Source organism: Vibrio sp. CCUG 15886 (assembly GCF_028570825.1).
Taxonomy (GTDB): domain Bacteria; phylum Pseudomonadota; class Gammaproteobacteria; order Enterobacterales; family Vibrionaceae; genus Vibrio; species Vibrio vulnificus_B.
The window spans coordinates 45,668-58,520 of record NZ_JAQQBT010000010.1; the positions used below are offsets into that span (position 1 = coordinate 45,668).

Sequence of the window (12,853 nt, forward strand, 5' to 3'; positions counted from 1 at the left end):
GTGTTTTGATGGTCGCTCCCGAGATCAATTTGCGCAGTATTGACCTAAATCTGTTAACCATTTTAGAAAAGCTATTGATTCATAAGCATATTAGCCAAGCAGCTCAAGCGTTGAACATGAGCCAGCCTGCGGTGAGTCGAGCATTGATGCGTCTGCGCGAACAATTTGGCGATCCGCTGTTGGTGAAGGTCAACCGCGAGTACCGTTTAACCGCTAAGGGGGAATACCTTCGGCGCGAGTTAGAAAGCTCATTGAATACGATTCGGCAGATGCTGGTGGATGATGCGTTTGATCCGTTGCAGTACGCAGGTGTGTTCACTATAGGCGCACTGGATTTTGAAATGATGATGATTGTGCCAAAGCTGTTGGCACGTTTTCAGCAGCGTGCCCCAAAGTTGAAATTGCAAATTGTGCCGTACAACGCGTACATGCCATTGCACGATTACTTGGAGAAAGTGGCGGATCTGCTGCTGTATTCGACCGATGATTCCCCCACCAATGTGTTTAAGCAGCGACTCTTCAATGATAACTACGCGGTGGTGATGTGCCAAAATCACGTGCTTGCCAATCAACCCATGACGTTGGAGCGTTACTGCCGAAGCCGACACGTGATCGTCTCTGGTAATGGGTTGGGAAAAACCGATATCGACCATGAGTTAAAAAGGCTGAACCAGCAGCGTGAAGTGGTGGCGTCACTGCCGCATTTTTCGATGGTGCCGGAGTTGTTGATCAACACCGATCTGATCGCAACGTTGCCAAGGCGCTTAGTCAGCCATTTAAGCCATCTTTATGAGATAACCGTTGCGGAATTGCCGTTTTACACCGAGGATTTCCAGGTTGAACAATTTTGGCATTTGATTCACCACAGCAACCCTGCGCACCAGTGGGTTCGGCAAGAAATCAAAAATATGGTGGATGAAGAGATAGAAGCAAGGCGCTAAGCGGCAAAGTCGCATGCTTAGCAATGTCAAATTTCAAAGTAATATCTCAAGGCAATGATAAAAAAGAGGCACAATAATTTGTACCTCAGATGCTTAATGCTGGCCTGCTTGCTTCACTGGGGGAAGATCACTAAACCGCTGGCGAGGTGCAAAGCACACAACAGTGCCAAACCCAGGCAGGTGTAGTTAATCCACTTGGCAATATTGGGTTTTTGAATGGCGACCAGCGATGGCAGCACGGCGAACTCTCTGCCTCCCCAATCTCGGTTTTTGAAGTCAAAACAGAGGCTCAAAAACAAGAAATGACTGGCGGTTACAATGCGAGCGTGGAAGAAATCCTCCGCCTGTAACGCAATGGTCAGCGAGGCCAAATGTGCCAGCAGTATCGTCACTTTGGGCAAAATATAGCGATATTCCACCAACAACAGTTGCAATAACCACAGGGTGTAAATCGCCTTTAGTTGCCACGGTACTGCGGTGCCAAACAACTGCAATTGTCCGGAGCCGAGCACTTGGGTTTGCCCGGCTTGGCTGATCCAGACCAAGATGGCAAAAGACAAACAGACAGAGACAGCGAAAGATAACCACGCTTTCTTGCGCCTCTGCACCAATAAAAAGCCACCCGCCTGTAAAACAAAAAACACCATAAACGCTTTATCCATCAGTGCCAAAGGAAGCAGATGAAGTAGAGCGACCACACAGAGCAGGTTGAAGCCACTTTCTAACAGCAATATCCGAGTGATTTCGGCTTGGTTATCAACCGGTTTGACTAAGCGCCAAAATAGCACGGGTAACAGTAGCATTAAGATCACGGCGGAAATCACCGACGACTGCACCGCTTGGTAGAAGCCGCTGAAATAGAGCAGCACCAGCAGGAAAAACAAAAGCGCAGAAAGGTGATTACGCATCGGCATGGTAAGGCTCCTCGTGGCAATGGACGGCAATGCGTTTTTCAAGCGATTCCACTGCCAGTTTGGCGGTTTCTACACATCGTTCCATGGTCACAGGTACTCGCCAGGTTTGGCGCGGATCGGTCAGATATTCCCCGGCCAGAAAGACGTTTTGGTAGCTATCGATCTCGATAGGAATTTGGCAATTGGCATCGGGGTGGGTGAGCGCGTGATCAGCCACCCAGCAGTGCGCCACACCGTTTTCGCCGATGACAGTAGGGCCGACAAATCGATTCGACGTTGCCTCATCGGCGTGTTTTTCCTTCCAATACAAGCCAGGCCCGACATGAAAACCCTGATATCCGGAGGTGGTGAGTAATGCGCTATTGCCAAAAATCTGAGTCACGATCTCTTGTTCAATTTGCTGTGGTGTGCAGGCGAGCAGCGGCTTGTTAAATGTGGTGCCCGCAGCGATATTGAGATCGGTGGCAGTGACTGAGAGGCAGTACAGCCCGTTGGGGGCTGATTGAGTCAGGTGATAACTCAAGCCCCACGATGAATCAATAACAATTCCCACGGTTTTATCGCGTAAGATGTCGGGCAAGGTGGCGAAGTGAAACTGAAAACCGTGGCTAAGAACATATCGGTAGCTGAACTGTACAGCGGTCGCAGAGAGCAGCGATTGGGTGACATGAATCGGCAGCGCCAAAATAAAGTAGTCCGCCTCAATCACCTCACCTTGGGACGAAAGCACATGAGTAATCTTTCCTTGCTCGCTATCTTCTATCAGCCGTTCTATCTCACAGCCGAACCTAAACTGCACCGACTGTTGGCGTAAGTGTTCGGTTAATGGATTTATCACCGATTCTGAGATCGGGCGTCGATAGCCCAAACTGTAGGCATTGGGTGCATCGGAGTGAAACGGCCCCTCTTTGTTGTTGAGCAAATCCAAAACTGAGAGGGCGGGGCTGTGGTCTGTTGCGCCGATCCAACCCAGTAGGACTGGGCGCAAAAAGGCCGCCAATTTGGGTCTTTGGTTGTACTCGAAATAGCGCTCAAGAGGGGTTTTGAGTAACTCTGCGTTGTCAGGCAAGTCCTGTAAACGCGTTTTAAACCAATAAATATCAATGAGTGGAACCCCAGCGTAGTGCATGGCATAGGCAGATTTCATGTCGTCAATAAGCTTGTCTATCGGTGAAAAATAGCTGCGTTTGAACTGCATTGTTTTATCCGATTGCCCCCAATGAAACTGTACTTTCTGCTGGGGATAGACGAAGTCAAAGCAAGTGCCGTTTTCGGTTGGTATTTCTTGCAAGAACGACAGTAAATGGATGTTTTTGGCGAAGAACTGCCGATGTGTCAGCTCATGCACTTTGCCGTGATGCACCGCGCCAATGCATTTTCCTCCGCTAAAGGGCAATTTATCGTAAACCGTGACGCGATAACCTTTCTTAATACATTCGTGTGCAGCCGCTAAACCTGAAATACCGGCCCCTAAAATCGCAATGTGTGGGGGAGTGTTTGATTTGTTATTCATTGTAATCTCGGTGATGTGTGTTGCGCTGTTCGTCCCTGTCCGTTGTGGCGGTTAAATGACATATAAATCCAAGCTTTATATGAAATGGATGGGTCACTGCTCTTTCGACTTCTCCCCCTTTCTCAATCTAGGACTTGAGTGAGGGCGTCAAGACGCACGTTGAAACGGTGACTCTATGCAAATCGCCAGATCCGAAGATCTGGCGGCTGATTTGGTAGGCGTTCGTGTGGAAGTTAGAAGCTACGCTGCATATTTACGCGGTTCGCCACTTCCAAATATTCAAAGATATGGGTGGGAATGTTTTGCAAAAATGCGGTTAGGTCGACTTCCATTGCTTCGGTAAAGCCAGCGCGGCATGGGAATGGGTCGGTGTTACCCACAATAAGCAGCTTCGGTGTTTTTCCTTCCCAAATGAGTTTTGCTTCGTATTCAGGATTATCGACTTCAACAACACATGTGTTTACTTCTGAACGGAAAATCCCATCTTTGATGGTATAGCCATTGTAAAAAGTGATTGGTGTTTTTGAAGAGGTTGGGAAAGTGACTGGTGCGTCTGGCACCGAACTGCCTTCACCAGGAAAAGTAATGGCTGTGTTTGCAGAGGCAACAGATGAAGCAATAAGTGTCAGTAGGCCAAGTAATTTTATCGTTTTCATGATACTTCCTATTCTTTTAGTTTGGGAACATTCCCAGATGGAAATGTATAGTACAAACAAATGAGAATGAATATCAATTGTATTTATTTTGGCAGAGTGTCACATATTATTTTTTTATGTGTGGTTGATTATTGATAGTTCTAACGCAGTGAGGGCTTTTCTGATTTCGGATTGGTTGTTTTTTGTTCTTTCTTACAAAATGTCATTTTTCATTTTTGAAAAATAGACCGAAAGAAAACAGCGAAATGTTTTTAAAACAGTACGTTATGCCAAATTTATCCTAAATTAGAGTTGGCTAATTTAGCGATGTGTTATGGAAGTGTCAGAGCAGAAAATAATTTATGACGTGGCAATAACAGAATTTTCCTACAAGCAATTAAGCTGTGTGTCTTACAAAACAGACAAGGAGTGTTGTTGATAAAAAGAGAAAGTAAACATGACAGTAGAAAAAGTATTGATTATCGACTCACAACCCCTTTACGCAAGAGCGCTCTCCTCATTGGTCAAAGAGATGATTAATCCCCTTGAAGTGACCATTACGACAAACACTAAGCAGATCCTCGACTGTGTGCGCGAGGAAAATGTCGAACTGATCATCATGGACGTTTTAATTGAAGGCCGAGATGGCATCAGTTTAGCGAAGTCAATTTTTGCCAATGGCTATGCTGGAAAACTGCTTTTTGTCTCTTCCAATGACTATGACAGCCTGTCCAACGTAGCGCATACCATCGGTGCACATGGGTATTTGACCAAGTACGCGAGTCAATCAACACTTAGCAATGCCATTGTTAATGTGTTGAAAGGGTATACGATGTTTAAAGGGCAGCCTGCCCAGTCTGACCAACAAGCGTTGTCTGAGCGAGAGGTCACGGTGCTGAGTTACCTAATACAAGGCTACAGTAATCAGAAGATCTCCGAGCTTTTGATGCTGAGCAACAAAACCATCAGCACCTACAAAGCTCGAATTTTGAAGAAGTACAACGCAAAGTCGATCGTCGAAATTGCGGAAGTCCATCGCTCCTAAGTTCTGGTTTAGATGTTTGCGAATTGCCAATCCCCATTTGTGCAGATAGCCCATGCTATGCAGGTCGAAATGCAATGGGGATGGTGAAGCAAACCACTATCGGCGGCTCTCCTTGACTTTATAGAGCGCTTCATCCGCTTGCATCATCAATTCTTGCAATGTTTCGCCTTGTGCTCGCGTGGCAACCCCTGCGCTTACTGCAATCGTAAGATCTTTATAAGGTAGAGTGCTGTTTTTTAAATGCTGCTTGAGCTTTCCAACCAGTTCACTGGCTTTCCTGTGGTCACAATCTGGCAATATCGCCAAAAATTCATCTCCTCCGGTTCGAATGAGGAAGTCACCACGGCGAAATGTGGCCTTCATGGATTTGCCGACTTGGCAAATCACTTCATCACCGACGTGATGGCCAAAGGTGTCGTTGATGTTTTTAAAACCGTCGCCATCAATGGCGATTACTGTGTATTGAGAATCTTCCAGCGTGTCTTTAAACAGAGTGTCATTGAAGATCTTTCGATTGTGCAGCCCGGTTAGCTCGTCTTTGATCACCTCGGAAGAGACTTCATCTAACTGCTGTTTTCTGGTTTTGGATTGTTCATACAGATTCAAGTAGACAAAAAACAACAGCAGAAAAACGAAAAACAAATACGAATAATCAATCACCAATTTTGAAAGTGGGTAAGAAAACATGAAAATGGTTTTGTTATCCGCAATGTAGGTTTTGGTGTAGGCAAACTTAGCTAAAGGATAGCCATTGTAGGTTAACAGCGTGGTTTTAAACCCTTGGTTGTAGATAGTTTCCACATTCCTGTCTTTGAGGTCGTAAAAAAGGCTAAAGACGTATTCGCCGACAATTTCATTTTCCTCTTCGCTTGAATAGACAGGGCTAGAGACAGAAATTAAGTTCTCTCCTAGATCGCTGTCATGGTAGATGGTGGACACCACTGCGCGATCCAACAGTTGATCCGGCCATGCGTACTGAGTACAGACAAATTGTGTTTTACACCAGTTTTCGCTGAACTTGCGCGCATCGACTTTGAAGCCATTGACTTTGCGATCAAGCAGATATTTTTTGCCAGAGTAAGAGCGGTAATAAAAAACGGAATTTTTGTTATTAAACAAGCTCATGAAATAGTTTCTTGTTTCATGCATGGTTTTATAGGCAACCGCCTCAAAATAATCCAACTCTGAATTGTCAATGGCGTAAATATACTCTTCAAACGAACGTTGAGTGGATTGAATGATGTTCTTTCTATCCTTTTTCTCAGAGGCATCGATGTTAGATTGGGTTAATAGGCCCATGGTTACCACGTAGTTTTTAATACTTTCTATACGGTCTGCGTGCCTATCAAATCGCTCCACTTCAATGGAAACGGCGTAAATAGCGAGTGCAATTAAACACGATAAAAAAGAAAGTGTGGCAAACAAAAAGGCCAGGCTTAAACTTTTTTTCATTTTCTTTCTCGGCTGATGGTGGTCATTGTTATTTTTATAGTGAAACGAGTTTTGCTAAATCAACGATGTTTTCGACATTGAATTTATTCAGCAATCGCCGTTTGTAGGTACTAATGGTTTTATCGCTGATCGATAAAATATTGGCTATTTCACGGTTGGTTTTGCCTTTTAAAAGGTAATTCATTACGGCCGCTTCTCGGTCTGAAAGTTCTGGTTGAGCTTGGTTGACCGCAGAATTAGGCTTGAATTTGAAAAAGGTGTAACCGTTGATCACCGCGTCGATAGCGTCTTTCAAAATGCTTTGATCTTCGGATTTGCACACATAACCATCCGCGCCTAAGCGAAAGGCTATTTCGCTAAACAGCTGGCTGGTTTCCGCGGAAAAGAAGATCACTTTGCCTTTATAACCGTGGGATTTGATGCGTCTTAAGAAGTCAAATCCATCACAGTCTGAAAGATTAACGTCCAATAAGATGAGGTTTATTTGCTCTTGTTTGATTAAGGCCATCGCAGACTTCATCGAGCCCGCAGTGCTGACACTCTCCACATGGCAAAACCGCTCAATTAACGTCTTGATAGCGAAACAGACCATTGGGTGATCATCAAAGATCAGGCAGTTGACTTTATTTATCATGCTATGCGCTCAATATATTGATTGCCTCAATCGGCATCGGTTTGTTAAAGAGATAACCTTGGCAAACGTCGATATTGTATTTTTTCAACATGTTCCAAGTGGATTGTTTTTCAACGCCTTCGGCGACGATTTTTAAATTTAAACTTTTCGCCAGTCCGCAAATGGAATTGACAATTTTCTGCTTTTTGCTGTCTATTTCCATTTCGGAGACAAACGAGCGATCGATTTTCAGTTCGTTAAAAGGCAGCAGGGAAAGTTTCTCGAGAGAGGAGTGCCCGGTTCCAAAATCATCAATAGAGACATTGACGCCGTTGAGGCGCAGTTTTGCTAAGTTTTTATACAGCGCCGCGCTGTTGCTAAACGACGTGTTTTCCGTAATTTCAATGGTAAAAACGCTTGGTTCTACCTGATTTTCTAGGCACTTAGCGATAAAACGCTCGCTGAAGTTGCCATCTTCGATATTGATTTGATCCGCATTGATTGAGATACGCTGGCCTTGTTTGATGTACCTTGCGTCACGAATGGTGTTATCCGTGACAATATCAAACAGCTCATGTGAGAGATTGCATCGCTCGACGATGGGCAAAAAGTGCGCCGGAGAGAGCATGCCGTGGATAGGGTGCAACCATCTTGCCAGTGCTTCATATCCAACCACGTCACCAGTGCGGCAATCCACTAACGGTTGGTAGTAGTTTTTTACGCGGCCATTGGCCAAATCGAACAAGAACTCTTGATCGCTCACATCGATTCTGCGACGCAATTTTCGTGCAGGTTTTAGGGCGTTGGCGGCGTTGTCCAGCAACTGCTGAATGTCGTTATTGGAGTAAGGCTTGCTAATCTTGCCTAACACTTGAAACGAAAAGTTTTCGCACATGGCTGAAACGGCAGAAATAATCGGACGGTCCAGCGCACTGATCAACGCCACATTGCCGGCGTATTTCTGTTCATTCAGTGAGATCAACAAGTCAATGCCATCGCTGTGTGGCATGTCTAAATCACAGAAGACGAAATCGTAGTGATCATCAGACAAGGTGCTCAAGGCACTCGCCACGGTTTGCTCAGTGGCAATACGGGTATTGGGGATTTTCGCCAGTTGTTGTTTCATCAAAGTCAGATGGATCGGATGATCATCAACAACCAATATTTTCAAATCATTACGCATAGCTTTCCATCCACATGATTGTTTGGTTAATTTCCGCATCCAGTTCAGAGATCACTTTCTCTACCAACGCGGGTTTGTGCGCCATGTCCACCGATTCAGCGTCTTCACAAAGGGCGACAATGTGCTGAATGCCCAGCGCGCCACATGCGCCTTTTACCTTGTGCACTGCCGCTCTCATTTGGTGGCCACTCTCCGCTTGTTTCAGTTGCGTTAAGTCTTTGGCCATTTCGACAATGAAGACTTTCGCCACTTCTTGGGCGTCGTTTTCCGAGAACTTATCGAGCCAGTTTTCTCGAGCCTTTGGTTTGGCGAGGTAACGCGCTAATAATGCGCCGAGTTGTTTCAGGTCATAGGGTTTATACAAAATTTCATTGATGCCGCTTTGCACCGCTTTCTCATTGGCGATTCTCGAGTCTTCAGCGGTCACGCCGACAACCGGAAGCGTGGCAAAGCGCTCGTTCGCACGTAATGTTCTCACTAACTCATAGCCATCCATTTCTGGCATATGGAAGTCGGTCAGTAACAGGGCAACATCGCCGTGCTGTTTGATGTAGTTCAGCGCTTCGACGCCGTTGTTGACCACAATGGGGGTGAGCCCCAACTCGGCAAATTGCATTTTGACAATGTGCTGGTTGATCTTGTTGTCCTCCGCCACGAGCACCTTGCCTGTCAGTGTGTCCATCGGGATATCCTCGATGTGGCGTTCTTGCTCTGCACTGGTCATCTTTAGTAAGCAATCCAATAACGCATCTGGGTATTGCGTGCATTCCAGTGCGCTGTTTCTCTGACAGCCGCTTGGCTGGCAACTGAGCGTGTTGCATTCAGCGCTTAGCCCCTTGTTTACGCTTGGGTTAGCGTCGTTTTTGACCAGCCCCCAGCATTGACACCAATCCTGAATGACCGTAGGTAATTGTGACGAATAGCTTAAGGCGTTCAGCTCAGGATAAGCGCCTTCACACGGGGTCAATGGCAGTTCAATGTCAACTTGAGTCCCGACATTCAACGCACTGTACAACGCGATGTGACCACCCATTTGCTTCAACAGTTGTTCAACAATGGCCAATCCCAATCCTGTCCCGCCAAATTGTCTGGTGATGGAGTCATCGGCTTGAACAAAGGGCTTGAAGATATTGGCCAGTTGTTCTTGCGTCATACCAATACCAGTGTCTTTGATGGTCAGAAGTAATCGCTCTTTGACCACTTGCGCTGTCAGCGTAATGTCTCCTTGTTCAGTAAACTTGATGGCATTGGAAATCAAATTACTGACGATCTGGTTAAATCTGAGATCATCAATCATCGCCCACCTCAATGAGAACGGAATGATGTTCACCGTGTAGTCCAGCCCTTTGCTGTTGGCTTTGGCTTCAAACCCGCGCAAGGCTTGGCTCAACAGACGCAACAGTTCATTTTTCGCTGGATGAATCTGCAACTCGCCCGCTTCCAGTTTTGAGTAATCAAGTACCTCATCCACCAACAGATTGAGGTGGTTTAGCGACTGCTTGGCTCGTAACACCAACTCTTTGTCTCGTTCGCTGGTGGAGTGGGTTGCCACCAAATCGAGCAAGCCATAAGTCGCGGCAAGTGGCGTTCTCAATTCATGGCTCATGGTCGCCAAGAATCGCTCGCGTGCTTTAACGGCACTTTGTGCTTCATGCTGAGCGGCGATCAGTGCGGCCTCGCGCTCTTTTTGCGCCGTCACATCTTGCAATACGGTTAAAATGAACTGCTTGCGATGATCTAAAGAGCGAATGGCTTTGCGCTCGCGATAAATGTGCTCGATTTGCAAATCACAATTGACGGTCTGGCTGTACTCTTTGATTCGTTTACCGCTCAGGACTTGCTGCACTTCCTCGAAATCACCAACGAGTGAGATTTGCGTTGCGGAGTTCTTAATTTGGCAATTCGTGCAGTTGCCTTTGAGATACTCAGAGCAGTTGCTAAGAACCAGTTGTCCCTTATCATCATGAATAAAAACTTTGTTATTCAGTTCTTGAATGATTTGGGTTAACCACTGTTTCTCTTTCTCTTCATTGTCGGCGTTAATTTCCGCTAAGCTCACTTTGAGCTTCATATTGCTAATCACGAAATAAATAATGATCGCAACAATGATTAATAAAACCGATATGATAATGGCGGAAAAAATAACTTTTTCTGAGTCGTAGCCATACGTGAGATTAAAGTCTCGATAGCTTTTGTTTATTTTCTCGATTTCTTTACTATCGATGGTGTCGATAATGCTATCGAGCAGTTTCTTTAACTTAACGTCATGGTTAGACACCGAAAATGCGATAGAAAAATGTTTTTCTTGAGATTTGTCGACCTTCAGATGCCCTTTATTAAACTGAGATAGAAGGCTGTAAAGCACATCATCAGACATATATGCCGATTGAATTTTTCCGTCTTCCAAATCCTTCATCAGTTTTTTAATGTCAGAATATTCTCTGAAGTTTTCATTGTTCCAAGCGTTGATATGGATCAGCCCTTGCTTTTGTAAGCTGAGTAAAATGCCAGAGATCGGTTTGCTATTATTAATGGCTTTAGCTGAAGCCAACCCCACTTTGTGAAACTTTATCTGCATAAAAGGCTTAGTGAGGAGCCAATTAGGTGATTCCACACGATCAATGTAGGCAACAGGAATAATATTGGCATTGAACGTAGCAAGCTCTTGGTTGTATTCAAATATAGGGCTCTTATATTCAAAATCTAAACCAGAACGTGACTGGATCAAATCGAGAAAATCGGCTAATAACCCTCTTTGTTCACCATTGTCTGATATTTCAAAAAATGGGTAGGCGTTATTGCTGGTGCTGAATGTGATGACATCATCGTCATGATGCTCCCTACGATATTCAGAAAGAAGCCTGTCATTAAGATGGTAAAGATTATTCGATGCAACCGAGCGAATATTCTTGCCTTTCACTTCCCATTCTAAAACTTTGTCAATACTCTCCATTAATGCGACGTTGTTTTGCGCGGTAATAAAACTGATCTCTTCTGGTTCTATCCAATCGGGTATTTCAACTGCACCACGTACAACATCATGCTTGTCGAGATATTCGTTAATCGTGACAAATGACGAGATAAACGCATTCGCTTGCCCTTTATTCATGATCGCAACGGCGTCAGTAAAATTCAGAGCATAATGAATGTTTTTGATGCCTTTGATTCTTAAATATTCGCAGTAAGAAGTGCCTTTCACACATGTCCAATTGAGCGTGCTAAATGGCCTTGTTTGATAAAAACTTTCTTTGAACCAAATGGAAACACTGCTTTTAAATAGAGGTTTAGAAAAGAGAAAACGGTTCATCCTTTCTGGTGTTTTTGCAAAACCTACTGTGCCATCAATTGCACCGGTTTCAACGTCATGCAGCAGCTCAACGACGTTTGAATAATGTTTCAGTTGAATATTGATGTTGAGAATTTTGGCGATATTTCTTAGGTATTCAACATTGACGCCCCAATAAACGCCCAACGATTCACTATCCAGTGATGGGTTGATCGATTTTGAGGTGATGCCGATCACTATTGTTGATGGAGGATTCGTTTCTTGTTCAGAGTTTTCTTCTTGTGGCAGTGCATTACCCGAAAATAACAGTCCGGATAGTAAAATTAGAAATGAAACGAATCTAATGTGGGCGTTCAACATCTTATATTCCTCAAATATGGAATATAAGATTAAAATTATGTGAGAATTTGTCAAATTTTGAGATTTTAATAAATTCACATAACCTTTTGAATTTTAAAAATAAATTTTGATTATGTAAGAATGTTCCTACAGAGGAATCGTAATAGGATTACAAATGGAGATAGGTGAGGATTATATTAATTTGAATTTTATTTACGTTTAATGAACATGGGAAAGTTGGCGAAAGAAAATAATGAAAGTGCGTGTGTATGTCAATGTTGTTCAAAATACACGTTTGCGAATTTGAGGAATACCAAACGAGTTGAGTAATGGCGTTTCAACGTCGTTTGGTACGCAGAGCAACACAGAGGCAGATGTTATTTACAGTTTTTGGATAGAGTCCACATCGATTTTTGTCGACACGAGTTCACTGTCTACTTCACCGATAATGAGCACTTTATCTTTTGGAGCGACATTCTGCCCACGCCAATCTTCGTGATCGATTTCCACCTGAATTTCGCCAGTCGCATCTTTAAATAGGTAGATTTCATTTCCTAGGGATTGAACGATGTTCCCTGTCAGTTCAACGGCCGTATCATCGCGCGCGGTCAGTGCATTGGCTACCGTGTTGACGCCGCCCATTTTTGGACCCGTAAAACCACCTTGCTGCTGTTGAGCGTCGAAAGCAGCAAAAGCGGAGTGAGATGCAAGCAAAACAAATGGCACTAATAGGATTTTTTTCATAATGACTTCCTCTTTTTGATGGTTTTGATTATTCATCATCAAATGTGAAGTAATCGTGAAGTTTTTTGCTAAGACAAAGAGTTAGATGAACATTGAGTGATGGACTTGGTTATGAAACTAACTGAGTTTAATGGTATTAATTTGTTCAATAATTGAGAGAGGCTTATTTGATATGTGAATCTGTTAAT

General features: G+C 44.3%; 10 protein-coding genes. 2 read left to right on the forward strand and 8 right to left on the reverse strand.

The features are described from left to right. The first annotated feature begins 8 nt into the window (after positions 1–8). Positions 9–941, forward strand: coding sequence for a LysR family transcriptional regulator (locus PQQ36_RS16395; protein ID WP_130349288.1), 933 nt, complete (start codon positions 9–11; stop codon positions 939–941). A 113-nt stretch (positions 942–1,054) separates the two neighbouring features. Here the strand turns inward: PQQ36_RS16395 and PQQ36_RS16400 are convergent, their stop codons facing one another. From PQQ36_RS16400 to PQQ36_RS16410, 3 genes are all read right to left on the reverse strand, one after another. Continuing rightward, the gene (locus tag PQQ36_RS16400) at positions 1,055–1,855 is read right to left on the reverse strand and encodes a hypothetical protein (protein WP_273661829.1); all 801 of its coding nucleotides are present in this window, start codon (positions 1,853–1,855) and stop codon (positions 1,055–1,057) included. Next, a complete protein-coding gene (locus PQQ36_RS16405; protein WP_273661830.1) occupies positions 1,842–3,368 on the reverse strand; it encodes an FAD-dependent oxidoreductase in 1,527 nt (508 codons plus the stop codon). Before PQQ36_RS16405 ends, PQQ36_RS16400 begins: the two co-directional genes overlap by 14 nt. Before the next feature lie 233 nt (positions 3,369–3,601). Further along, positions 3,602–4,024, reverse strand: coding sequence for a hypothetical protein (locus PQQ36_RS16410; protein WP_011082359.1), 423 nt, complete (start codon positions 4,022–4,024; stop codon positions 3,602–3,604). 436 nt (positions 4,025–4,460) lie between these two features. Between PQQ36_RS16410 and PQQ36_RS16415 the strand changes: the two genes are divergently transcribed. Next, a complete protein-coding gene (locus PQQ36_RS16415; protein ID WP_273661832.1) occupies positions 4,461–5,048 on the forward strand; it encodes a response regulator transcription factor in 588 nt (195 codons plus the stop codon). Between the two features lie 96 nt (positions 5,049–5,144). Here PQQ36_RS16415 and PQQ36_RS16420 read toward each other — a convergent pair whose 3' ends face one another. From PQQ36_RS16420 to PQQ36_RS16440, 5 genes are all read right to left on the reverse strand, one after another. After that, positions 5,145–6,500, reverse strand: coding sequence for a GGDEF domain-containing protein (locus PQQ36_RS16420; protein ID WP_206624282.1), 1,356 nt, complete (start codon positions 6,498–6,500; stop codon positions 5,145–5,147). 34 nt (positions 6,501–6,534) lie between these two features. Beyond that, positions 6,535–7,134: a response regulator transcription factor gene (locus PQQ36_RS16425; RefSeq protein WP_011151728.1), complete on the reverse strand. Its 600-nt coding sequence runs from the start codon at positions 7,132–7,134 to the stop codon at positions 6,535–6,537. Between the two features lies 1 nt (position 7,135). Continuing rightward, positions 7,136–8,296: an EAL domain-containing response regulator gene (locus PQQ36_RS16430; RefSeq protein WP_273661834.1), complete on the reverse strand. Its 1,161-nt coding sequence runs from the start codon at positions 8,294–8,296 to the stop codon at positions 7,136–7,138. Continuing rightward, entirely contained in the window at positions 8,289–11,942 is a 3,654-nt protein-coding gene (locus PQQ36_RS16435) for an ATP-binding protein (protein WP_273661835.1), read from the reverse strand. Before PQQ36_RS16435 ends, PQQ36_RS16430 begins: the two co-directional genes overlap by 8 nt. Before the next feature lie 360 nt (positions 11,943–12,302). Then, a complete protein-coding gene (locus PQQ36_RS16440; RefSeq protein WP_273661837.1) occupies positions 12,303–12,665 on the reverse strand; it encodes a YgiW/YdeI family stress tolerance OB fold protein in 363 nt (120 codons plus the stop codon). Between the last annotated feature and the right edge of the window lie 188 nt (positions 12,666–12,853).

Excerpts from the sequence above, each read along its gene's own strand:
- PQQ36_RS16395 (WP_130349288.1), top strand. The coding sequence starts at position 9 with ATGGTCGCTCCCGAGATCAATTTGCGCAGTATTGACCTAAATCTGTTA.
- PQQ36_RS16415 (WP_273661832.1), top strand. The coding sequence starts at position 4,461 with ATGACAGTAGAAAAAGTATTGATTATCGACTCACAACCCCTTTACGCA.
- PQQ36_RS16410 (WP_011082359.1), bottom strand. The coding sequence starts at position 4,024 with ATGAAAACGATAAAATTACTTGGCCTACTGACACTTATTGCTTCATCT.
- PQQ36_RS16440 (WP_273661837.1), bottom strand. The coding sequence starts at position 12,665 with ATGAAAAAAATCCTATTAGTGCCATTTGTTTTGCTTGCATCTCACTCC.
- PQQ36_RS16435 (WP_273661835.1), bottom strand. The coding sequence starts at position 11,942 with ATGTTGAACGCCCACATTAGATTCGTTTCATTTCTAATTTTACTATCC.
- PQQ36_RS16425 (WP_011151728.1), bottom strand. The coding sequence starts at position 7,134 with ATGATAAATAAAGTCAACTGCCTGATCTTTGATGATCACCCAATGGTC.
- PQQ36_RS16420 (WP_206624282.1), bottom strand. The coding sequence starts at position 6,500 with ATGAAAAAAAGTTTAAGCCTGGCCTTTTTGTTTGCCACACTTTCTTTT.
- PQQ36_RS16405 (WP_273661830.1), bottom strand. The coding sequence starts at position 3,368 with ATGAATAACAAATCAAACACTCCCCCACACATTGCGATTTTAGGGGCC.
- PQQ36_RS16430 (WP_273661834.1), bottom strand. The coding sequence starts at position 8,296 with ATGCGTAATGATTTGAAAATATTGGTTGTTGATGATCATCCGATCCAT.
- PQQ36_RS16400 (WP_273661829.1), bottom strand. The coding sequence starts at position 1,855 with ATGCCGATGCGTAATCACCTTTCTGCGCTTTTGTTTTTCCTGCTGGTG.